At 66.8% G+C, this 22,675-nt stretch carries 21 protein-coding genes; 11 read left to right on the forward strand and 10 right to left on the reverse strand.

Annotated elements, in window-relative coordinates:
- Window positions 1-13 precede the first annotated feature (13 nt).
- A complete protein-coding gene (gene ispH / locus OLX23_RS02775) occupies window positions 14-970 on the reverse strand; it encodes a 4-hydroxy-3-methylbut-2-enyl diphosphate reductase (RefSeq protein WP_264442866.1) in 957 nt (318 codons plus the stop codon).
- Window positions 971-1,036: 66 nt separating this feature from the next.
- Between ispH and OLX23_RS02780 the strand changes: the two genes are divergently transcribed.
- On the forward strand, window positions 1,037-1,708 hold the full coding sequence (locus OLX23_RS02780) for a hypothetical protein (protein WP_264442868.1): 672 nt from the start codon (window positions 1,037-1,039) through the stop codon (window positions 1,706-1,708).
- Between the two features lie 146 nt (window positions 1,709-1,854).
- Here the strand turns inward: OLX23_RS02780 and OLX23_RS02785 are convergent, their stop codons facing one another.
- From OLX23_RS02785 to OLX23_RS02810, 6 genes are all read right to left on the reverse strand, one after another.
- Window positions 1,855-2,556, reverse strand: a complete 702-nt coding sequence (locus tag OLX23_RS02785; RefSeq protein ID WP_264442869.1) for a lysophospholipid acyltransferase family protein — start codon at window positions 2,554-2,556, stop codon at window positions 1,855-1,857.
- Window positions 2,557-2,612: 56 nt separating this feature from the next.
- Window positions 2,613-3,035, reverse strand: coding sequence for a Fur family transcriptional regulator (locus OLX23_RS02790; protein WP_264442871.1), 423 nt, complete (start codon window positions 3,033-3,035; stop codon window positions 2,613-2,615).
- Window positions 3,036-3,128: 93 nt separating this feature from the next.
- Window positions 3,129-3,572: a MucR family transcriptional regulator gene (locus OLX23_RS02795; RefSeq protein WP_264442872.1), complete on the reverse strand. Its 444-nt coding sequence runs from the start codon at window positions 3,570-3,572 to the stop codon at window positions 3,129-3,131.
- 187 nt (window positions 3,573-3,759) lie between these two features.
- Window positions 3,760-4,224 carry a GNAT family N-acetyltransferase gene (locus OLX23_RS02800; RefSeq protein ID WP_264442874.1) on the reverse strand — a complete coding sequence of 155 codons (465 nt, stop codon included), beginning with the start codon at window positions 4,222-4,224 and terminating at the stop codon, window positions 3,760-3,762.
- Window positions 4,221-4,838, reverse strand: a complete 618-nt coding sequence (tsaB, locus tag OLX23_RS02805; protein WP_264442877.1) for a tRNA (adenosine(37)-N6)-threonylcarbamoyltransferase complex dimerization subunit type 1 TsaB — start codon at window positions 4,836-4,838, stop codon at window positions 4,221-4,223. The genes OLX23_RS02800 and tsaB overlap by 4 nt, the downstream gene beginning before the upstream one ends.
- A gap of 4 nt (window positions 4,839-4,842) precedes the next feature.
- A complete protein-coding gene (locus tag OLX23_RS02810; protein WP_264443720.1) occupies window positions 4,843-5,418 on the reverse strand; it encodes a NifU family protein in 576 nt (191 codons plus the stop codon).
- Between the two features lie 352 nt (window positions 5,419-5,770).
- On the opposite strand from OLX23_RS02810, the gene OLX23_RS02815 reads away from it, so the two are divergent.
- Both OLX23_RS02815 and OLX23_RS02820 read left to right on the forward strand, forming a co-directional pair.
- Window positions 5,771-6,172, forward strand: a complete 402-nt coding sequence (locus OLX23_RS02815) for a response regulator (protein WP_264442878.1) — start codon at window positions 5,771-5,773, stop codon at window positions 6,170-6,172.
- A 343-nt stretch (window positions 6,173-6,515) separates the two neighbouring features.
- On the forward strand, window positions 6,516-7,196 hold the full coding sequence (locus tag OLX23_RS02820) for an SDR family NAD(P)-dependent oxidoreductase (protein WP_264442880.1): 681 nt from the start codon (window positions 6,516-6,518) through the stop codon (window positions 7,194-7,196).
- A 26-nt stretch (window positions 7,197-7,222) separates the two neighbouring features.
- On the opposite strand, the gene OLX23_RS02825 is transcribed toward OLX23_RS02820, so the two are convergent.
- Window positions 7,223-8,617, reverse strand: coding sequence for an alginate export family protein (locus OLX23_RS02825; RefSeq protein WP_264442881.1), 1,395 nt, complete (start codon window positions 8,615-8,617; stop codon window positions 7,223-7,225).
- A gap of 268 nt (window positions 8,618-8,885) precedes the next feature.
- Between OLX23_RS02825 and OLX23_RS02830 the strand changes: the two genes are divergently transcribed.
- The 7 genes from OLX23_RS02830 to OLX23_RS02860 all read left to right on the forward strand — a co-directional run bounded on the left by OLX23_RS02830 (window position 8,886) and on the right by OLX23_RS02860 (window position 19,203).
- Window positions 8,886-11,807 carry a M16 family metallopeptidase gene (locus OLX23_RS02830; protein ID WP_264442883.1) on the forward strand — a complete coding sequence of 974 codons (2,922 nt, stop codon included), beginning with the start codon at window positions 8,886-8,888 and terminating at the stop codon, window positions 11,805-11,807.
- 154 nt (window positions 11,808-11,961) lie between these two features.
- Window positions 11,962-13,335, forward strand: coding sequence for a class II 3-deoxy-7-phosphoheptulonate synthase (locus OLX23_RS02835; protein ID WP_264442884.1), 1,374 nt, complete (start codon window positions 11,962-11,964; stop codon window positions 13,333-13,335).
- Window positions 13,336-13,393: 58 nt separating this feature from the next.
- On the forward strand, window positions 13,394-14,626 hold the full coding sequence (gene egtB / locus OLX23_RS02840; protein ID WP_264442886.1) for an ergothioneine biosynthesis protein EgtB: 1,233 nt from the start codon (window positions 13,394-13,396) through the stop codon (window positions 14,624-14,626).
- 3 nt (window positions 14,627-14,629) lie between these two features.
- Window positions 14,630-15,619, forward strand: coding sequence for an L-histidine N(alpha)-methyltransferase (gene egtD, locus OLX23_RS02845; protein WP_264442887.1), 990 nt, complete (start codon window positions 14,630-14,632; stop codon window positions 15,617-15,619).
- Between the two features lie 32 nt (window positions 15,620-15,651).
- Window positions 15,652-17,574, forward strand: coding sequence for a CocE/NonD family hydrolase (locus OLX23_RS02850; protein ID WP_413629772.1), 1,923 nt, complete (start codon window positions 15,652-15,654; stop codon window positions 17,572-17,574).
- 56 nt (window positions 17,575-17,630) lie between these two features.
- Window positions 17,631-18,449, forward strand: coding sequence for an SDR family NAD(P)-dependent oxidoreductase (locus OLX23_RS02855; protein WP_264442890.1), 819 nt, complete (start codon window positions 17,631-17,633; stop codon window positions 18,447-18,449).
- Window positions 18,442-19,203 carry an SDR family NAD(P)-dependent oxidoreductase gene (locus OLX23_RS02860; protein WP_264442892.1) on the forward strand — a complete coding sequence of 254 codons (762 nt, stop codon included), beginning with the start codon at window positions 18,442-18,444 and terminating at the stop codon, window positions 19,201-19,203. The genes OLX23_RS02855 and OLX23_RS02860 overlap by 8 nt, the downstream gene beginning before the upstream one ends.
- A gap of 60 nt (window positions 19,204-19,263) precedes the next feature.
- Here the strand turns inward: OLX23_RS02860 and OLX23_RS02865 are convergent, their stop codons facing one another.
- The gene (locus OLX23_RS02865; protein WP_264442893.1) at window positions 19,264-20,058 is read right to left on the reverse strand and encodes an SDR family oxidoreductase; all 795 of its coding nucleotides are present in this window, start codon (window positions 20,056-20,058) and stop codon (window positions 19,264-19,266) included.
- A 136-nt stretch (window positions 20,059-20,194) separates the two neighbouring features.
- On the opposite strand from OLX23_RS02865, the gene lepA reads away from it, so the two are divergent.
- Window positions 20,195-22,012, forward strand: a complete 1,818-nt coding sequence (gene lepA, locus OLX23_RS02870; protein WP_264442894.1) for a translation elongation factor 4 — start codon at window positions 20,195-20,197, stop codon at window positions 22,010-22,012.
- 254 nt (window positions 22,013-22,266) lie between these two features.
- Here the strand turns inward: lepA and OLX23_RS02875 are convergent, their stop codons facing one another.
- On the reverse strand, window positions 22,267-22,566 hold the full coding sequence (locus OLX23_RS02875; protein WP_264443723.1) for a GIY-YIG nuclease family protein: 300 nt from the start codon (window positions 22,564-22,566) through the stop codon (window positions 22,267-22,269).
- Window positions 22,567-22,675 lie beyond the last annotated feature (109 nt).

The following is a 22,675-nucleotide window of genomic DNA, read 5'->3' on the forward strand; positions in this document are numbered from 1 at the left end:
CTGTGCGCGTTGACTAAGTCAGCTGCCGGGGCAGCTTGAAGACCATGCGCTCTTCGGCGGTGACGACCTGCTCTTCGGACAGTTCGCGCCATTCGCCGAGGCGCGCGACGACTTCGCGGACCAGCGTTTCGGGGGCCGAAGCGCCCGCAGTGAGGCCCAGCGTGTCGACTCCGTCGAGCCAGCCCGGTTCGATCTCGCTCGCGCGCTGGATCAGGTACGAGCGCGTACCCAGCCGCTCGGCCACTTCGGCGAGGCGCAGCGAGTTCGAGCTGTTGGGCGCGCCGATCACCAGCATCAGCTGGCACTGCGGGGCGATCGCCTTGACCGCGGCCTGGCGGTTCGATGTGGCGTAGCAGATGTCCTCGGCCTTGGGCGCGGTGACCTGCGGGAACTTCGCCTGGATCGCGGCGATGATCGCGGCCGTGTCGTCGACCGAAAGCGTGGTCTGGCTCAGATAGGCGAGTGGTGTGCCCTCGGGCAGGTCGAGCGCGGCGACGTCCTCGATCGTCTCGATCAGGGTCATCTCGCCCTCTTGCACTTGGCCGAAGGTGCCGATGACCTCGGGGTGGCCCTTGTGGCCGATGAACAAGATGTGCCGGCCGGCTTCGATCTGGCGTTCGGCCTGGCGATGGACCTTGCTGACCAGCGGGCAGGTCGCGTCGAGCCATTCGAGCCCACGCTCGGTCGCGGCGGCCGGAACCGCCTTGGGCACGCCGTGGGCGCTGAAGATCACGGGAACGCCGTCGGGCACTTCGTCGAGTTCCTCGACGAAGACCGCGCCCTTCGCCTTCAATCCATCGACGACGAAGCGGTTGTGGACGATCTCGTGCCGCACGTAGACCGGCGCGCCGTAGCGATCGATCGCGCGCTCGACGATCTCGATCGCGCGGTCGACTCCCGCGCAGAAGCCGCGCGGAGCCGCGATCAGCAGGCGCAGCGGCGGTTTTCCATGTGGAAAGGGGGCGTTCATATTCGGCCCTCTAGCGCTTTGCCGCGCGCCCGGCTAGGGCATGAGCCGTCAAACAAGGATGCCCCGATGAGCCCTCGCTTCCGTCTCTTGCCTGCCGCAACGATCGCGATCGTCGGCGCCGTCGCGCTGGCCGGCTGCAAAACCAAGGGCGAACTGGTCGTCGACGAGAGCGTCGGCGTCACCGCCGTGCGCGGTGCCTGCCCGGCGATCGGCATCCCCGACTACACCGGCGACATCACGCTGTTCCGCGGCACGGGCGAGAAGACCGCCGCCAACATCGACCTCGTGGCGACGATGACCAACGTCAAGTCGCAGTGCAACGACGGCGGCGAGGGCGGCGCCAAGGTGTTCGTGTCGAGCAGCTTCGACGTGCTCGCGCGCCGCACCGATACGGCTGGCGCGCGCCAGGTCCAGATCCCCTATTTCGTGTCCGTGCTGCGCGGCGGTAGCGCCGTCGTTTCGAAGCGCGTCGGCACCGTGACTCTGACCTTCGCCGACGGGCAGGAGCGCGCCCAGGCGACGGCCCAGGGCACCGCCTATATCGATCGCGCCGAAGCGACGCTGTCTCCCGAGATCCGCGAGCGCATCACGCGCAAGCGCAAGGCCGGTGAGGCCGACGCCGCGGTCGACCCGCTGACCGAGCCCGACGTCAAGGCGGCGGTCCAGCGCGCGAGCTTCGAAGTCCTGCTCGGCTTCCAGCTCGATCAGGCACAGCTCGCCTACAACGCCACGCGTTGAGCTGAGAGCAGCTTGCAAGAAAGCTAACCGAAACCCCGCTCACCCTGAGCTTGTCGAAGGGTGCTGGCGCGGCCGTGGTGTTTGGTGCTTCGACAAGCTCAGCACGAGCGGGTCGGGTTTTTTGCCCGAGTTTCCGGCACGCCTCTCTAGCGGCCCATGGCCTGAACGATCGCGTCGCGCGCGGCGGCGGCGAGCGTCTTGCGGTTGGTCAGCGCTTCGCCCGTCAGCGGCGGCAGGAAGTGCAAGGTCAGCATGACAGGTCTTGCGCGCGCGAGGATGCGCAGGAAATTGTCGAGCCCGGGCTCCTCGCCGATCCAGGCGATGTCTGCCGTTTCCTTGCCGTAGTCGAGCCAGATCGGCTGGACCGCGATCCCCACGGGAATCGGGTCGAGCGCCGAGAGCAGCGAGCTCTTGAACGGTAGCAGATCGGTCCCGTCGCTGGTCGTGCCTTCGGGGAAGATCGTCAGCGCGCCGGTATCGCGGATGGCTTCGCGCACCTGTTCGACCTGGCGGCCGACGCTCGCGCGGTCATGCCTGGCGACGAAGACCGTGTCGTTCATGTCGCAGAGCCAACGCAGCGGGCCGATCGCCGCGAGGCCATCGTGCGCGACGAAGGCCGAGCCGGTCGCGCCGGCGATCGCCGGGATGTCGATCCAGCTGACGTGGTTGGCGAGCAGGAAGACGCCGCGCAGGCCGCCGCGCCCTTGCGACTGCGCTCCGGAGAGCGTCACCTCGACGCCGGCGATCCAGGCGATGCCGCCCAGGAACACGCGCGGCCAGGGATTGGCCAGCCGCAGCGCGCGCCAGAGATAGTAGAGGACGATGCACAGCCCGAGCCAGGCCAGCATCAGGCCGAGCCTGATCGCGACGAGCAGCCAGCCCAGCGGCGGGATCGCTCCCGCCGTCAGCCTTCGCGCTCGAGCTTGACGCCGTAGAGCTCCATGCGGTGATCGACGAGGCGGAAGCCCAGGCGATCGGCGATCTGCTTCTGCAGAGCTTCGAGCTCGGGATCGACGAATTCGATGACCTTGCCGCTCTCGACGTCGATCATGTGATCGTGATGCGCCTCGGGCGCGGCTTCGTAGCGCGCGCGGCCGTCGCCGAAATCGTGACGGTCGAGAATGCCGGCCTCTTCGAACAGGCGTACGGTGCGATAGACCGTGGCGATCGAGATGCCGGGATCGATCGCGGCTGCACGCTCATGCAGCTTCTCGACGTCCGGGTGGTCGTCGCTTTCCGACAGCACCCGGGCGATCACGCGGCGCTGCTCGGTAATACGCAGGCCACGCTCGGCGCAAAGGGCTTCGATGTCGATCGGCTGCTGCACAGGAACTCCGCTGGTAGAAAAGCTTCACTCACCATTCTAGGCGGGTGAAGCGCGATCTACAACCCGCGGGGGAGAGGCCGCGGGGGAGAGATTTCAGGCTTTCGCTGCTGCCTTGCGGCCACGGCGCGGGCCGGGCTTGCGGCCGAGGCCGATCTTCTTGGCGAGATCGCGGCGCTTGGCGGCGTAGTTGGGCGCGACCATCGGGTAGTCGGCCGGCAGATTCCAGCGCTGGCGATACTGATCGGGCGTCAGATTGTAGTGCGTCATGAGGTGGCGCTTGAGCATCTTCAGCTTCTTGCCGTCCTCGAGGCAGACGATGTGATCGGGCTTGACCGAGGCGCGGATCGACACGGCCGGCTCGGGCGCCTTCTCGACCACCGGTGCGCTCTGGCCGAGGCCCGAAAGCGCGCCGTAGACGTTGGTGATCAGCGAGGGCAGGTCGTCGACCGAGACGCTGTTGTTGCTGACATGGGCTGCGACGATGTCCGACGTCAGCGTGATCAGCGTTTCGTTCATGTCGTTCTGGGGAGTTTCCATGCGATCCTCGGATTTATACTTGGTGGCTATTGTGTTCCAGTGGACACAATGGCGTTTGCTTGCACTATTGCCGCCTTGAACCAAGCGATCAGCGGACTCAAGCCCAATTACATGCCTATTCGATGTTTTTGCCGATGAAGTAACCCGGATAAACATCGGTCATGCCGAACAATTCATCTGGCGTTAATCACGCGCTGTAGGCGAACGTGATTGCGTCGAGCATCTGACCGTCGGGTCCGCGATAATAATTGGGTCTTTCACCGATCGGCAGAAAGCCGAAGCGGCGATAGAGGAATTCGGCGGGATTACCGCGCCGCATCTCGAGCAGCAGGCGCTGAGCGCCACGGGCCTGCGCCGCGCGTGCGAAGCGGTCGAGCAGGGCGAGGCCGAGGCCGCGGCGACGCCAGGTCGGTGCGATCGCGAAAAGCAGCAGTTCCTCTTCCTCGAAGCCGTAGCGCGACAGGAAGAAACCGGCGGCCGGCATGCCATCTTGCGGCAGGCAGCCGTCGCCGGCGATCAGTTCGTAGTGGCAATTGCCGATGACCAGTGCGTCTTCGACCTGCCGGCGGGTCCAGGCCTCGCCATAGGCGGGGTCGAAGGCCTCACCCATCACCGCCATCAGGCGGTCGAGGTCGTCGATCGGCGGCATCATGCGCGCACCTGCGGCAGCTTGGCATCGGGCGCGCGGCCGTAGAGCGGGTGGACCTCGGCGGTGAAGGTGGCGGCCGGAAGCAGCGTCAGCGCGCGGGCATCGGGCCATAGCGCGAGCGCTTCGCCGCTGCCGCGGCTCACGATCAGGGCCTCGGCCTGGCTGCCGGCGACGGTGTCTGCGGTGACGGCCGTGGTCGCCGCAGGCGGCGCGAGCGAAGCTAGCGCGGCGAGGGGGGCTCCGCCTTCGTCGAAGTTCTGCACGAACCATTCGCCGTGGCCGCCGGTCATGGCGACACTGACCGGGCCGGGACGATCGCTGCGGGCGATCGCCGCGACGAGATCGAGCGTCGGATAGCCGACGAGTTCGGCGCCCCAGGCGAAAGCCAGCGCGCGCGCCGCGGCCAGCCCGACGCGCACGCCGGTGAAGCTGCCGGGGCCGAGCGCGACGGCGATCCGCGTCGCGCGACCCTTTTCCGGGAGAGCGGCGATCATCGGAACGAGCTGCTCGGCATGCCCGCGTCCGAGCATGCGGAATTCGCCCGCTATCAGATTGTCGTCATCGAACAGGGCGACGGAGCAGGCCTCGGTCGCGCTGTCGATCGCGAGTATGCGCATGCGGCTAGGCGGCGCGGACTTCGGTGACTTCGGGAACGTAGTGCTTGAGCAGCCCCTCGATGCCCTGCTTCAGCGTCGCGGAGGACGAAGGGCAGCCCGAACAGGCGCCCTGCATCGTCAGATAGACCACGCCCTCGCGGAAGCCGCGATAGATGATGTCGCCGCCGTCGTTGGCGACCGCGGGGCGGACGCGCGTCTCGATCAGGTCCTTGATCTGGTCGACGATGTCGGCGTCGGCCGGATCGCTGCCGATGTCGTCGTCCTCGGCCGGAACGCTGATGCCGCCAGCGGTGCCGCCGGCGAACAGCGGTGCGCCCGAGACGAAGTGGTCGAGCAGCGCCGAGACCACCTGCGGCTTGAGTGCCGACCAGTCGACGCCCTCGCCGGCGGTGACCGAAACGAAGTCGCGTCCGAAGAACACGCCGGCAACGTCGCCGAGCGAGAACAGGGCTGCGGCCAGCGGCGAGGCTTCCGCATCGTCCTCGTTGGTGAACTCGCGCGTGCCCGCGGTCATGACCGGCTCGCCGGGCAGGAACTTGAGCGTCGCCGGATTGGGCGTGGTTTCGGTCTCGATGAACATGGTTCCGTGCATGTAGGCAACATGCCGGGCGGGTCAAGCGCGTGCGGACGGTCCGCTTTCGCACGGTGCCGAGCTCGTGTCGCGTTTCGCCAAAAGCATCATTTGAGCAACGCGCGATTGGATCGCGTTGAAACCTCGATGAAAATACGATGCGGAGGTCTTCTCCGAGATTGGCCAAGGCCATCGGTGGTCGGATTGCCACCAATGCGGATGCTATTGTTGGCGCGTTGCTGTGGGAACGAGCGGCAGTATGGCGTATTACGGAGACGAACCGAGTCTTATGTTAGCCTAACAGAAACCACGTCATGCTCACATCCATGCCCAGCTCGATTGAGGCGGTCGGAACAACGGCATGACGCAAGGCACGGTACGCACCCTGTTCGTAGAGGACGAACCCGATCTTCGCGAAATCGTGAAGGCAGCGCTGGGGCTGGACCCCGGATTCGTCGTCTCAACATTCCCATCCGCCGAGGACGCGCTCGAGGGACTCCACGACAACAAGGAGCCTTTCGATCTCGCGCTGCTCGATATCCGCTTGCCGGCGATGTCGGGAATCGACCTGCATCACCGTCTGCGCGGCATTCCGGGGCTCGAGCGGATCAAGACCGTGCTGATGACGGCTTCGTTGCTGCCGCGGCAGATGCCCAAAGGCCTGACCGATCCGCGCGGCGAAGTGCTCGGCGTGATCCAGAAGCCGTTCCATCCGCTCAAGCTGGCGTCCGACCTCCGCGCGATGCTGACGCGCGCGCATTAGGCGGCGTCGGCGGTCCAGCGGGTCTGGCCGTCATTTCGCCCGCCATGTAGTCGAACCCTATTCCTTACCGTCACCCCGGACTTGATCCGGGGGCCCGCTTTTGCGGCAAAGGATGCGCTGGAACTAACAGCGGGACCCCGGATCAAGTCCGGGGTGACGATGAGGGTTTGGGTATCCCAAGAGTTCGACGACGATCACCTTGCGAATTTGTCCAGGTCATCCAGAGCTGAACTCGGGGCCACGCCTGGGCGATCAACGACACAGGCAACGGCGCGGACGAGCGCGGCGAATTCCCAAGCGTGCTAACCCGCGATAAGGCTGCGCGCCGAAGGAGATTCACGACATGGCGCGTTCGATCATCGTTACCGGCGGATTCGGAGTTCTGGGGCAGGCCGTCGCGGCGGCGTTCGCTGCGCAGGGTGACAAGGTGGCGCGCGTCGACTTCGCGCCTTCCGCGGCCGAAGCGGTCGCCGGCACGCTCGACATCGGCGGGGTCAACCTGACCGATGCCGACGCCACCCAGGCCGCGCTCGACCAGGTCGCTGCGGCGCATGGCGGGATCGACGTGCTGGTCAATGTCGCCGGCGGTTTCACCTGGGAGACGCTCGAGGGCGGTAGCCTCGATTCCTGGGCGAAGATGCAGGCGATGAACCTGATGACCAACGCGACGATCACCAAGCTGGCGCTGCCCGCGCTCAAGGCCGGCGAGCACGGCCGCATCGTCAACATCGGCGCGGGTGCGGCGATCAAGGCGGGCATGGGCATGGGCGCCTACACCGCCTCGAAGGCCGGCGTGCACCGCCTGACCGAAGCCCTGGCCGAGGAACTCGGCGGCAGCGGCGTCACCGTCAACGCGATCCTGCCGAGCATCATCGACACGCCGACCAACCGCAAGGACATGCCCGATGCCGACTTCACCCAGTGGGTGACGGCCGAGGCGATCGCCGATGTGATCCTGTTCCTCGCCTCGCCGGCCGCGCGCGGCGTGACCGGCGCGCTGATCCCCGTTACCCGCAACGGCTAAGCCGTCGTGGGCTGCGGTGAACCGCCTCAGAAGAAGGCGGTCAGCGCGGTCGAAAGATAGCGGGTGTTGCCGGTGCGCGGCGCGTTCGGCGCGTTCTCGAGGAAGCGGCCCTTGAGCAGCAGGCTGGCGTTGATGTCGGCGCGCAGCCGCTTGGGGATCGCCCACCAGCGGAAGCGGCTGTCGATGCTGTGCCCGGCGAAGGAGCCCGAGGCGCCGGTGGCGTCGCGCACGCCCGAGGTCGAGAAGGCGTCGCGGCTATTGGCCAGCCACATCGGATGCCAGGCGACGAAGCCTTCGATGCGCTTGCCCGGGGCGAACTCGAACCGCACGCCGGGCGTGCTGATGTTGGCGCGGCCGACCGCGGCATAGATGCCCGAGGGCACGAAGTCTGCACGGCGCATGCCATAGAGCGTGTCGAAGCGGCCGTACTTGCCGCCGGGGCCGTCGCCGCTGGCATAGTCGTATTCGACCGAGAGGCGCGCCTTGAGCTTGCCGGGGAAGCTGTAGCCGACATCGGCGTGGGCGAACCAGGCCGAGACATCGAGCTTGCTTGCGGTCGCCGCTGTGCCGTTGCTGGTCGTTCCGGTCTGATACATCGCTTCGACCTCGAAGTCGAAGCGCCGCGGTTTCGGATCGGCCATCAGGCGCGCGCTGAAAGTATCGAGATTGCGGTCGCGGGTCAGGCGGCCGGGCGCGTCGCGCTCGGCGAGGCCGACATAGGCGAGCTCGGCCATGGTTCGGCCGATCACGTTGGGGCGGGCGACGAACAGGCCCCAGAGCTGCGTATCGAAATTCTCGCGATCCATCTGGATCTTGCCGCTGCGCAGCGAGGCGATGTCTTCGGGCAGGCGGATCTGCGGCAGCACATAGAGCGCGGTCGCGGTCGTGCCGTCCTTGAGCTTCGCGTCGGCGCGCAGGCCGGTGTAGCCGTTGGTCGTGTTGCGATAGTCGTCGGCCGCGATCAGGCGGCGCGAGCCGATGTTGAGCATCATGCGGCCGGCCTGCAGCGAAGCCGTGCTGCCCTTGCCGAGTGCGCCGGGCAGGGCGAGCGTGGCATAGGCCTGGACCATTTCGACCGTGTTGATTTCGTTGGGACCGACGATGCCGCCCGTGTCGATGCCGAAGGCGCGGCTGTCCCAGAGTTCGGCGCCGAGGCGCAGATTGCCGCTGTGATATTCGGCCGAAACGATCGTGCGCAGGCTGACCAGGTCCTCGGCCGAGCGGAAGCCCGCACGCGCCTGGCCATCGAGCGTCTCGTAACGCACGCGGCTGTTGGCGGTCAGGGTGAAATCGTCGGGATTGCCGATGAGCGCCTGCAGCGTCACAGGATCGGCTTCCTTCGCCGCGGCCATGCCGGAATTCGCGCAGACTGCCAGGGCGAGCCCTGCGGCAGAAAGCCAGGTTGCGGCATTGCGAGGCATTCATTCACTCCGTGGTTCGTATTCGGTCGTGATCCGTCTTGTCCGCACGACGAAAGCGTCCCGCTCGATCGCATAGCGGATCGGGCAGTCCTCGCTGGTTCGTCGTGTGGGAGCCGACAGACGCGCTATCGCCGAACAAGGTTAATTCGCTGTTTGCCGTGTTGCGGGATTGTCCGCAATATTTCGCAACATTCTCCGGCATCGGGATTTTCATCGCCGCTGCCTATTCACTGGCCCTTCATCCCCAGCGACTCTATACCGGAGCCCGATGACCTTTTCTCAGCGCTTCTCCCGCTCGCTCGCTTCCTGTCTGATCCCGCTCCTGGTGCTGCCGGCCGCGATACCCGCGCCGGCCCAGACGCCGCGGAAGCCCGCACAGCAGGCCTCGGCCGGCTGGCTTTACAAGAACAGCGACGTTCCGCCCGATACCGAATGGAACTTCGGCGAACTGGCCAACGGGCTGCGCTATGCCACGCGCAAGAACGGCGTGCCGCCGGGGCAGGTGTCGATCCGCATCCGCGTCGATGCCGGCTCGCTCAACGAGCAGGAGAGCGAACAGGGTTTCGCCCACTTGCTCGAGCACCTGCTGTTCCGCCAGTCGAAGTACCTCGGCAATGGCGAGGCGATTCCTACCTGGCAGCGCCTCGGCGCGAGCTTCGGCAACGATACCAATGCCGAGACCACGCCGACGCAGACGGTCTACAAGCTCGACCTGCCCAATGCGACGCCGGCTTCGCTCGAGGAAAGCTTCAAGCTGCTTTCGGGCATGGTCACCGCGCCGACCCTGAGCGAGGCGAACATTCGCACCGAGGTGCCGATCGTCCTCGCCGAAATGCGCGAGCGCGGCGGTGCCGGACAGCGCGTGCAGGAGGCGACGCGGCGCACCTTCTACGCCGGCCAGCCCCTGGCCACGCGCGCGCCGATCGGTACCGTCGCGACGCTCAACGGCGCGCATCAGGACGCGGTCCGCGCCTTCCATTCGCGCTGGTACCGGCCCGAGAACGTGGTCGTCATCGTCGCCGGTGACATCGAACCCGCCGAGAGCGCGGCGCTGGTCAAGAAGTGGTTCTCGAGCTGGAAGGGTGTCGGCAAGCCGACCCCGGCGCCGAGCTTCGGCGATCCCATCGCGCCCAAGGACGGCGATCCCGCCAATCCGGTCGGCGAGACGCAGGTGCTGGTCGAGCCCGACTTGCCGCGCGGCATCTCCTACGCGATCCTGCGCCCCTGGCGCCCGGTCAACGATACGATCGTCTACAACCAGGGCTTGATGATCGACAGTCTGGCCCAGGCGGTGATCAATCGCCGGCTCGAGGCCAAGGCGCGTGCCGGCGGCTCCTATCTGGTCGCCCAGGTCAGCCAGAGCGACATCAGCCGCTCGGTCGACGGCACCTTCGTGGCGGTGACGCCGCTGGGTGCCGACTGGCAGGCCGCGCTCAAGGAAGTGCGTTCGGTGATCGCCGACGCGCTTGCGACCCCGCCGACGCAGGAAGAGATCGATCGCGAAGTGGCCGAGGTCGAGGTCGCCTTCACCAGCCCGGTCGAGCAGCGCCGCCTGCTGCCCGGCTCCAAGGTGGCCGACGACCTCGTGACCGCGCTCGACATCCGCGAGACTGTCGCCGCGCCCGAGGCCGTGCTCGAGATCTTCCAGAAATCCAAGCCGCTGTTCACGCCGCAGGCGGTTCTCGATCATACGCGGTCGCTGTTCAAGGGTACCGTCACCCGCGCGGTGCTCGTCACGCCCAAGTCGGGCGAGGGCGACGCGGCCTCGCTGCGTCAGGCTCTGGCGGCGCCGGTCGCCGGTGATCCGAGCGTGCGCCTGGCCAACAACAAGCCGATCAAGTTCGACGAAATGCCCGCGATCGGAGAGCCCGGCCGTATCACCGCGCTCGCGCCGACGGGGCTCCTGAACATCGAGCAGGTGGAATTCGCCAACGGCATCAAGGCGATGATCTGGCCGACCCAGGACGAGCCCGGCCGCGTCGCGGTCAAAGTGCGCTTCGGCGGCGGCTATCGTGCCTTCGGTGCGAACGATGCGCCCTACGTCACGCTCGGCCAGATGGCGCTCGTCGGGTCGGGCGAGGGCACGCTCGGCCAGGAAGAGCTCGATCGCATCTCGACCGGCCGCAAGATGGGCTTCGACTTCAACATCGAGGATGCCGTCTTCGAATTCTCGGCCGATACCCGCCAGCAGGACCTGGCCGACCAGCTCTACCTGTTCGCCGCCAAGTTCGCGATGCCGCGGTGGGACGTGAATCCGGTGCGCCGCGCCAAGGCCGCGGCGCAGCTCCAGTACGAAACCTATGCGACTTCGCCGCAAGGCGTGCTCGAGCGCGATCTCAAGTATCTCCAGCGCGATCGCGATCCGCGTTTCCACACGCCGTCGCCGGCCGAGATCGAGAAGACCACGCCCGAGGGCTTCAAGGACGTCTGGTCGCGCGTCCTCGCGAACGGGCCGATCGAAGTGCAGATCTACGGCGATTTCGATCGCGTCGCGACCCTGGCCGCGCTGCAGCGGACATTCGGGGCGCTCAAGACGCGGCCACCGCTGCCCAAGGATACCGCCCCCGCTTCGGCGCGTCAGCCTGCGCCGACCGCGCAGCCGGTGGTCCTGACGCACCGCGGCGACGACAACCAGGCCGCGGCGGTGATTTCCTGGCCGACCGGCGGTGGCTCCATGGGCATCACCGAATCGCGCCAGATCGAAGTCCTGACACAGCTCTTCACCATCCGCCTGCTCGACGCGATGCGCGAGAAGCTGGGGGCGAGTTATGCGCCGCAGGTCTACTCGTCGTGGCCGCTCGATCTCGACAGCGGCGGTACGATCACCGCGCTCGCACAGTTGCAGCCCAAGGATGTTCCGGCCTTCTTTACCACCGCGCAGGAAATCGCCGCCGATCTCATCGCGCGGCCGGTTACGGCTGACGAACTCGGCCGCGTGATCGAGCCGATGCGCCAGCGCGTGACGCGCGCTTCGACCAGCGCCGCCTTCTTCATGTACCAGCTAGAAGGTGCGACCGCCGATCCGAGCCGGATCGGGGCGATCCGCACGATCCTGCGCGACTATACGGTGACCACGCCCGAGGCGATGCAGGCGCTCGCGGCCAAGTACCTGCATCCCGACAAGTCGTGGAAGCTCTCGGTCCTGCCGCAGGAGGCCACGGGCCAGGCGCCGACGCCGGCCGCGCGTTGATGTGGTGCGGCAGGGGCATCCGCCCTACCGTGGCGGCACCGCTTCCAACCGTCAGGTCGGCGCATGACTCCGATCACAGTCCGCAGGAATCCAGCTTTTGCAATTGGGCCGCACCGGCTGTATGCGCGCGCCTTGCATTGGATGGGAGCGCGACGTGGCGAGTAACTGGACCCCCGACGGCTGGAAGGCGCAAGAGGCACGGCATCTGCCGGTCTATGGCGATTCCGCGAAACTGACCGAGGTCGAGGCGACCTTGGCGAAGTTTCCGCCGCTCGTGTTCGCCGGCGAGGCGCGCGCGCTCAAGGCCGAGCTCGCGGAGGTTGCCGCCGGCAAGGGCTTCCTGCTCCAGGGCGGAGACTGCGCCGAGAGCTTCGCCGAGTTCCACCCCGACAACATCCGCGACACCTTCCGCGTGCTGCTGCAGATGGCGGTGGTCATGACCTTCGCCTCGAAGCAGCCGGTGGTTAAGGTCGGCCGCATGGCCGGCCAGTTCGCCAAGCCGCGTTCGGCGCCGACCGAAACCGTCGGCGGCGTCGAGATGCCCAGCTACTTCGGCGACATCATCAACGGCATCGAGGGCAATGCGGAATCGCGCCGCAACGATCCGCAGCGCATGCTGCAGGCCTACAGCCAGTCGGCTGCGACCCTGAACCTGATCCGCGCCTTCGCGCACGGCGGCTATGCCAACCTGCGCCAGGTCCACCGCTGGACGCTCGACCACATCGGTCGCAGCCCCTGGGCGACCCGGTTCAGCGAAATGGCCGATCGCATCGGCGAGGCGCTGGACTTCATGCAGGCCTGCGGGATCGATCCCGAGACCGTGCCGCAGCTCAAGGGCACCGAGTTCTACACCAGCCACGAGGCGCTGCTGCTCCCGTATGAGCAGGCGCTGACCCGCCGCGATTCGCTGACCGGCGACTGGTACGATTGCTCGGGCCACATGCTGTGGATCGGCGATCGCACGCGTTTCGAGGGTTCGGCCCACGTCGAATTCCTGCGCGGCGTCGGCAATCCGATCGGCATGAAGTGCGGCCCGAGCCTCGAGCCCGACGCGCTGCTCAAGCTGCTCGACACGCTCAACCCCGGCCGCGAAGCCGGTCGCATGACCTTGATCAGCCGCTTCGGCCACGACAAGGTCGAGGAAGGCCTGCCCAAGCTGGTGCGTGCTGTGAAGCGCGAGGGGCATCCGGTGGTCTGGTCGTGCGATCCGATGCACGGCAACGTCATCAAGTCGGACTCGGGCTACAAGACGCGTCCGTTCGAGCGCATCCTGACCGAGGTGAAGGGCTTCTTCGCCGTGCACCGCGCCGAGGGGACTCACGCGGGCGGCATCCACATCGAGATGACCGGACAGGACGTGACCGAGTGCACGGGCGGCGCCGTCGCCATCACCGACGCGGCGCTGGCCGATCGCTATCACACGCATTGCGACCCGCGTCTCAATGCCGCGCAGTCGATCGAGCTGGCCTTCCTGATCGCCGACATGCTCAATCTCGAAGCCGGCGAACGCACCAAGCAGGCGGCGTAAAACCGCAATTCCGACAATAAATTGGGAGCCTGACACGCGGTGGCGTGTTAGGTACCCCATGTACGGAGGCGCGATCCAGGAGGACATGGGGGTGGGGGCACGGCTGGCCGAGCGCTATCGTGCCGTGCGCGCGCTCAGCGAAGCGCTGGTCGCTCCTTTGTCCGACGCCGACGCCACGCTCCAGTCGATGCCCGATGCCTCGCCGGCGAAGTGGCACCTGGCGCATACGACCTGGTTCTTCGAGACTTTCCTGCTGCGCGACAACCTGCCCGGCTATCGGCTGTTCGATGCGCGCTGGCCGTTCCTGTTCAATTCCTACTACGAGGCCGAAGGCCCGCGACACCCGCGCGCGGCGCGCGGCATGCTGGCGCGGCCGGCGCTGGGTGAGGTGCTGGCCTATCGCTCGCATGTCGACGATGCGATGCAGGGTCTGCTTATCCGGCCGGACCTGGCCGACCTGATCGAGCTCGGCCTCGCGCACGAGCAGCAGCATCAGGAACTGCTGCTGACCGACATCAAGCACGCGCTCTGGTGCAACCCGCTGGGGCCGGCCTATGCCGCCTCGAAGGTCAACGGTGCAGAAGGCGGAGTGCCAGGATGGACCGAACATCCCGGCGGCATCGCCCGCATCGGCCACGGCGGTGAGACCTTCGCCTTCGACAACGAAGGACCTTCGCACCGCGTCCTGCTCGAACCCTTCGCGCTGGCTGACGGTCTCGTCACCAATGCCGAGTGGCAGGCCTTCATCGTCGAGGGCGGCTATCGTACGCCGGCGCTTTGGTTGTCCGATGGCTGGGCCTGGGTGCAGCACGACAAGGTCGCGGCACCGCTCTACTGGCACGAGGACGAGGCCTTCGGCCACGCAGGCTGGCAGAAGCGCGATCCCGCGGCGCCGGTCACGCATATCTCCTACTACGAGGCCGATGCCTTCGCCACCTGGGCCGGCGCGCGGCTGCCGACCGAGTTCGAGTGGGAAGCGATCGGCCAGACGCATGATCCCGCCGCCGGCAACCAGCTCGACCATGCCGGCGCGATCATGCCCGCGGGTTCGCTCGGCCTGTTCGGCGACTGCTGGCAGTGGACCCGCTCGGCCTATCTGCCGTTCCCGCGCTTCCGCCCGGCCGAGGGCGCGGTCGGCGAGTACAACGGCAAGTTCATGAGCGGCCAGTTCGTGCTCAAGGGCGCGAGCTGTGCGACGCCGCGCGGCCACTCGCGCGCGAGCTACCGCAATTTCTTCTACCCCCATCAGCGTTGGCAGTTCACCGGCCTGCGCCTGGCCAAGGATCTTTGACGCATGGCGACGCAATTCGAGCAGGATCTGATCGAAGACCGTCCGTCCGACCGCCTGCGCGACCAGTTCCGAGCCGACGTGCTGACCGGCCTGCGGCAGCGCCAGAAGGTGGTGCCCGCGCGCTGGTTCTACGACCTGCGCGGCAGCGAGCTGTTCGAAGAGATCACCCGGCTGCCCGAATACTATCCGACGCGTGCCGAGATCGAGATCCTGGCCAACCAGTGCAGCGAGATCGGCGCGGCGGTGGGCGAGGGGCGTGCCGTGGTCGAATTCGGCGCGGGTAGCGCCACAAAGACCCCGCTGCTGCTCGATTGCATCGCGCCGGCGGCCTATGTGCCGATCGACATTTCGGGCGAATTCCTGCGCGAGGCCTGCAAGCCGTTGGCGCGGCGCTATCCCGATCTGCCGATCGTGCCGGTCGAGGGCGATTTCACCCATCCGCTGACCTTGCCTGGCGAAGTCGGGGGTAGCCCCGTGCTTGGCTTCTTCCCGGGCTCGACGATCGGCAATCTCGCACCGGCCGAAGCCGTCGATCTGCTGCGGGCGATGCGCGCGACCTTGGGCGACGGCAGCGTGCTGCTGATCGGCATGGACATGATCAAGGACCGGCAGATCCTGCTCGATGCCTACGACGACGGCGCTGGCGTCACCGCCGCGTTCAACTTGAACCTGGCCGCGCGGATCAACCGCGAGCTCGATGGCGATATCCCGATCGACGCGCTGCGCCACAATATCGTGTGGAACGTCGAGCGTGCCCGGATCGAGATGCATCTCGAGGCCGTGCGCGACATCGCGTTCGAAATTTGTGCGCAGCATTTTGCGATGCGCGCGGGTGAGACGATCCACACCGAAAACAGCCACAAGTACGACCTGGCCAGCGCGACCCAGCTCCTGCTGGCGGGGCACTGGACGCCCTTCGCGCATTTTCAGGATAGCGAACGGCGCTTCATGGTGCTGCTCGCGCGCGCCGATGCCGGGCTCATGACCGCTTGACCGCGGCGATGCGTGGCTTAAGCCTTGGCATTGTGAACTTTCGCAACAGACTCGCCGGGCTACTCCTCGCGATTTCCGCCGCCGCTTCGCCGGTCTTTGCTGCGCACAATAACACCACGAATGCTGCAGCAATCGCGACCGATCCGATCCGCAACGACAAGATCGGCACCTATGACTGGGTGCGCCCGCAGGCCGACTTCGTCCGGCGCGAGGTCATGGTGCCGATGCGCGACGGCACGCAGCTGTTCACCGTCATCGTCTATCGCAAGGGCACGCGCGACGCACCGATCCTGCTGAGCCGCACGCCCTACAACGCGGGCGCCACGACCATGCGCAACCGCAGCCAGACGATCACCGAAGTGCTGCCGATCGCCGATGCCGAATTCGTCGACGATGGCTACATCCGCGTCTACCAGGACGTGCGCGGCATGGACCGGTCGGAGGGCGAATACGTCATGGCGCGGCCTTTGCGCGGGCCGCTCAACAAGTCGCGCGTCGACCACTCGACCGACGCCTTCGACACGATCGCCTGGCTGGTGAAGAACCTGCCCGAGAGCAACGGCAAGGTCGGCATGATCGGCTCGTCCTATCTCGGCTTTACCGCGCTGATGGCGCTGGTCGATCCGCATCCCGCGCTCAAGGCGGTGGTGCCGCAGAGCCCGATGGTCGATGGCTGGATCGGCGACGACTGGTTCCACAACGGCGCCTTTCGCCCGCTGGGCTTCGACTACCTGCTCGCGCAGACCGCGACGCGCGGCGGTGGACCCATGCCCGTGGGTAACATGGTCGACGAATACGAGACCTATCTCGAGACCGGATCGACGCGTGAACTCGCGACGAAGTGGGGGCTTCAGGACCTGCCCTCGGTGCGCAAGGTGCTCGAGCATCCGAACTACGACGACTACTGGCAGGGCCAGGCGCTCGACAAACTGCTGGCGGCACGCAAGCTGACCGTGCCGGTGATGCTCGTCGTCGGGCAGTGGGACCAGGAGGATTCCTATGGCGCGCCCGCGGTCTACAAGGCGCTCAAGCCGCAGGATCCCGACAACAGCTTGGTGCACCTGGCGATCGGCCCCTGGCGCCATTCGGGCGTCAACTACGACGGTTCGAGCCTCGGCGCGCTCAAGTTCGAGGGCGATACCGCGCTGCAGTTCCGCAAGCGTTGGATGAAGCCCTTCCTCGACTGCCACCTCAAGACCAATGCGCCGCCTTGTGACACGCCGCCGGTCGTCACCTATGCCACGGGCGCCGATCGCTGGGAGGTGTCGCAGCGCTGGCCCGATGGCGCCGAGCAGCCGCTCTATCTGTCATCGGGGTTCGGCCTGTCCTTCGCCAAGCCCGGCGCGGCGGGTTCGGACGACTACGTCTCCGACCCGGCCAAGCCCGTGCCGATGCGTCCGCGCCCGGTGTTCCTCGACGGTGACGACTGGAAGACCTGGCTGGTCCAGGACCAGCGCTTCGCCGACGGCCGGCCCGACGTGCTCAGCTATACCACGCAGGTGCTCGACAAGCCGCTGCACATCAAGGGCGCGCCACGCGTGGAGCTTCACGCCGCCACCAGCGGGCGCGACAGCGACTGGGTGGTCAAGCTGATCGATGTCTATCCGCGCGAATATACGCGCCAGGCGGACATGGCCGGCTATCAGCTGCCGATCGGCATCGAGATCTTCCGCGGGCGCTTCGTCGGCGGCTTCTCGAACCCGGCACCGCTCGAGCCGGGCAAGCCCTATACCTTCCAGTGGTCGCTGCCCAACGTCGACCACGTCTTCCAGCCCGGTCACCGGATCATGGTGCAGGTGCAATCGAGTCTCTTTCCTGTCTACGAGCGCAATCCTCAGACCTGGGTTCCCGTTGTCTTCGACGCCAAGCCCGGCGACTATGCCAAGGCGACTCAGACGATCTTCCACGGCGGCGACGCGGCCAGCGCGGTATGGCTGCCCGTGGCAAAGGACTGAGCCGGGAACCCGCAAACGGCAGTGACCGGGCGGGGATCGGAGAGAGGACGAACATCATGGATCTGGCGAAGTATGGCCCCTGGGCCTTGATCATCGGGGGCTCCGAAGGCGTGGGCGCCGAATTCGCGCGACAACTCGCGGCCGACGGCTTCAAGCTCGTGCTAGTCGCGCGCAAGCCCGAGCCGCTCGAAGACCTGGCGACCGAACTGCGCAGCAGCGGCGCCGAGGTGCGCGTGGTCTCGGCCGATCTCAGCAAGCCCGGCGTGCTCGACCAGGTGCGCACGGTGACCGACGACGTCGAGATCGGCCTGCTGGTCTACAACGCCGGGGCCAACAACACGCGCGGCAACTTCCTCGAACTGCCGCGCGAGGTGCCGGACTCGGTGATCGCGATCAACGTCCTCGGCCAGACCGATTTCGCGCGGCACTACGGCGCGCCGATGATGGCGCGCGAGCGCGGCGGGATCATCCTGACGGGCTCGCTCGGCGGCTATCTCGGCTCGCCGACCCTGGCGGCCTATACCGCTGCCAAGGCCTTCAGCCGCATCTTCACCGAAGCGCTCTGGGCCGAGTGCCAACCCTTCGGCGTCGACGTGCTCCACCTCAACATCGGCTTCACCGCCACCCCGGCCATGGCGCGCCTGGGCATGCCGATCGACATGGCCGAACCGCCCGCGACCGTCGCGCGCGAAGGGCTCGAAAACATCGCCAACGGGCCCTTGTGGATCGTCAGCACGCCGGGCAATGCCGAAAGGGCGCGGATGCTGTCGGTCGCCGACAACCGCGGCGATCTGGTTCGCGCCCACGCCATCCGGCCGCGCGAGGAGACCGGCAAGGCGGCCCAGGAAATGAAGGACATGGTGGGGAATGGCTGAGGCATTCGATCTTTCGGGTAAGGTTGCGCTGGTCACCGGTGGGGCCAGCGGCATCGGCGTCGGTATCGCCGAACTGCTGGCCGAGGCCGGCGCGACGGTCGTCATCGCCGACATCAACGCCGCGTGCGCCGCGGCCCAGGCCGACGCGCTGCAGGCGGCAGGCCACAAGGCCGCCGCGATCGCGGTCGATCTCGCCGACGAGGCTTCGGTGATCGCCGCCTGTGCCGAAGTGATCGAACGCCACGGTGCGCCGTGGATCTTGGTCAACAATGCCGGGCTGCAGCATCGCGAGCTGCTGCTCGAAGGCAGCGTCAGGCATTGGGACCGCAACAATGCGGTCAACGCGCGCGGCGCCTTCCTGATGATCCGCGAACTGGCCAAGGCGATGGTCGCCGCGGGGCAGGGCGGCCGCGTGATCAACGTCGCCAGCTCGGGACTGATCGGCCAGATGGTCCAGGGGCTCTCGGCCTACCTCGCCTCGAAGGGCGCCATGGCGGCGCTGACCCAAGCCGCGGCAATGGAGCTCGCCGAGCATGGCATCACCGTCAACACCGTCCTCCCTGGCGGCGTCGGTACGCCCGGCGCGATCGGCGCCGAGGGCCCGCCGCCGATCGGCCCGGGTAATCGCCGCCCGCCGCTGGGCATGTGCGAGCCGCGCGACATCGGCTCGGCCGTGCTCTACTTCGCGACGCCGATGGCGCGCTTCGTCACCAACCAGACGATCTGCGTCGACGGCGGCTTCTCGATAACCTGATACGAAAAAGGGGCCGTGCTTGCGCGCGGCCCCTCGATCGTTTTGCGATGTCGCCCGCGCTTACTTCGGGGGCATGCGGATCGCGCCGTCGAGGCGGATCAGCTGGCCGTTGAAGTAGGTGTTGCGCGTCAGCTCCATCACCAGCGAGGCGAATTCCTCGGGCTTGCCGAGGCGCTTGGGGAAGGGCACGGCCTTGCCCAGGCCGTCGAACACCGCCTCGTTCATTTCCTTGACGCGCAGCATCGGCGGCGTCGCGAAAGTGCCGGGCAGGATCGCGTTGACGCGAATACCGAGGTCCATCAGGTCGCGCGCCATCGGCAGGACCATGGCGTTGACCGCGCCCTTGCCGCCGCCATAGGCGACCTGGCCGATCTGACCGTCCTGCGAAGCCGCCGACGAGGTGAAGATGATCGTGCCGCGCTCGCCGTCGTCGTTGAGCGGTTCTGCGCCGGCCATGCCCAGCGCGGCGATCGAGGCGACGCGGTACGAGGCGGTGAAAATGCCTTCGGCCGACTTGGCGATCTGCTCGGTCGCGGTGCGCTTGTAGCCGCCCGTGGTCTTGTCGAACGAGACGGTCTTGCCGCCGCCGGCGACGACCGCGCAGTGCACGACGACGCGCTCCTGGCCGTGGGCCGCGCGGGCCTTGGCGAAGCCGGCCTCGACGCTGGCTTCGTCCATGATGTTGACGTTGCAGAACACGCCGCCGATTTCCTTGGCGAAGGCTTCGCCGGCTTCCTCGCTGATGTCGAAGATGGCGACCTTGACGCCGGCGTCGGCGAGGGCCTGCGCGCTGGCGCGGCCGAGGCCCGAGGCACCGCCGGTGACGACGGCGGCGATGGTATTGTCGATCTTCATGCAAACCTCCCGGTTTCTGGACGAATCAGAACTGGCGAAGCGGGTAGCTCATGGATACCTGCATGTCGAAGGTTGCACGCATTCTATCGCTGGGGCGGGGGCTGACAGTTCGCTGCTCTAACGCTAAGGGCGCGGGATGACCGAGCGTTCCAAGATCCGCAACTTCAGCATCATCGCGCATATCGACCATGGCAAGTCGACCCTGGCCGATCGCCTGATCCAGTTCACCGGCGGCCTGTCCGAGCGCGAGATGTCGGCTCAAGTCCTTGATAACATGGACATCGAGAAAGAGCGCGGGATCACCATCAAGGCCCAGACCGTGCGTCTGAACTACAAGGCCCAGAACGGCGAGACCTATGAGCTCAACCTCATGGACACGCCCGGCCACGTCGACTTCGCCTACGAGGTCAGCCGCAGCCTCGCCGCCTGCGAAGGCGCGCTGCTCGTCGTCGACGCCGCGCAGGGCGTCGAAGCCCAGACGCTCGCGAATGTCTACCAGTCGATCGAGCACGACCACGAGATCGTCCCCGTCATCAACAAGATCGACCTGCCCGCGGCCGAACCCGAGAAGGTGCGCCACGAGATCGAGGAGGTGATCGGCATCGACGCCTCCGAGGCCGTGCTCGCCAGCGCCAAGTCGGGCATCGGTATCGAGGAGATCCTCGAGGCCATCGTCGCCAAGATCCCGCCGCCGCAGGGCGACGACAAGGCGCCGCTCAAGGCCATGCTGGTGGACTCGTGGTACGACCCCTACCTCGGCGTCGTCATCCTCGTGCGCGTCATCGACGGCGTCATCAAGAAGGGCCTCCAGGTCAAGTTCATGGCCGGCGGCACCGAGCACCTGATCGACCGCGTCGGCTGCTTCACGCCGAAGCTCGAACAGCTCAGCGAACTCGCGGCCGGCGAGATCGGCTTCATCACCGCGCAGATCAAGGAAGTCGCCCAGGCCAAGGTCGGCGACACGATCACCACGGTGAAGGGCGGCGCCACCGAGGCGCTGCCGGGCTTCAAGGAAGTCCAGCCCGTGGTGTTCTGCGGCCTGTTCCCGGTCGACGCCGCCGACTTCGAGAAGCTGCGCGAGTCCATCGCCAAGCTGCGCCTCAACGACGCCTCGTTCTCGTTCGAGATGGAAAGCTCGGCCGCACTGGGCTTCGGCTTCCGCGCGGGCTTCCTCGGCCTGCTCCACCTCGAGATCATCCAGGAGCGCCTGACCCGCGAATACGACCTGGACCTGATCACCACCGCGCCCTCGGTGGTCTATCGCATCCAGCTGCGCAAATCGAAGACCGAGGACGCCAAGGAGATCTACCTCCACAACCCCGCCGACTATCCCGATCCCAGCCGGATCGAGCAGATCGACGAGCCGTGGATCAAGGCGACGATCTACACCCCCGACGAATACCTCGGCTCGATCCTCAAGTTCTGCCAGGACCGCCGCGGCATCCAGACCGGCCTGACCTATGTCGGCGGCCGCGCGCAGATCTCCTACGAACTGCCGCTCAACGAGGTCGTGTTCGACTTCTACGACCGCCTCAAGTCGATCAGCCGCGGCTATGCCAGCTTCGACTACGAGCAGATCGGCCTGCGCGAGGGCGACCTCGTCAAGATGTCGATCCTCGTCAACAACGAGCCGGTCGACGCCCTCTCGATGATCGTCCACCGCGGCGTCGCCGAGGAGCGCGGCCGCCACATGTGCGAACGCCTCAAGGACCTGATCCCGCGGCACTTGTTCAAGATCCCGATCCAGGCCGCGATCGGCGGCAAGGTCATCGCCCGCGAGACCATCGCCGCGATGCGCAAGGACGTGACCGCCAAGTGCTACGGCGGCGACATCACCCGCAAGAAGAAGCTCCTCGAGAAGCAGAAGAAGGGCAAGGCCCGGATGCGCGAGTACGGCAACGTGCAGATCCCGCAGGAGGCCTTCATCGCGGCGCTGCGGATGGGGGAAGAGTGACCCGAACTCCGCTCACCCTGAGCTTGTCGAAGGGTAGCTTGGAAGCGGTAGCGCGGGGGAAGCGGGAGTGAATGCGAGGGCCATCGCCCTCGCGCTCCCATTCCCAAAATCGTACTCCCGTCACCCCGGGCTTGACCCGGGGTCCCGCTTCGTGCGGCAAGCGATGTGCTGGAACCAATAGCGGGACCCCGGATCAAGTCCGGGGTGACGGACTGATGGGCATCGGCGGGGCTTGTTCTGGCCGGCACGGACCGTCAAATAAGAAAATCGTAGAGATCGTTCCAATCGGGATTGCCGCGCTCGATTAGCGCGAACTTCCAGGCGCGCCGCCATCGCTTGACCCGCTTTTCGTGGGCGATGCAATCTTCGATGGTCTCGCCGCGCTCCGCCCAGACCAGTCGCCGCAATCCGTAGCGGGCGCAGAAGTCCGAGCCGGTTCCTTCGCGATGCTGGACTATCCGCCGCGGCAGGTCCGCCGTGACGCCCACGTAGATCGTGCCCCGATAGCGATCGGCCATGATATACACCCAGCCGCCGCGTCGCTCCCTGTCCATGCGTAAAGTTGAAGAGAAGCGGGGCCCCGGGTCAAGCCCGGGGTGACGGGAAGGTTTTGTCAGGCGATGTTTCATATCGCCGTTGATCGGCGACAACTTGCTTCTGCCA

Origin of the sequence: Novosphingobium sp. JCM 18896 (assembly GCF_025938095.1) — a bacterium.
Lineage (GTDB): Bacteria > Pseudomonadota > Alphaproteobacteria > Sphingomonadales > Sphingomonadaceae > Novosphingobium.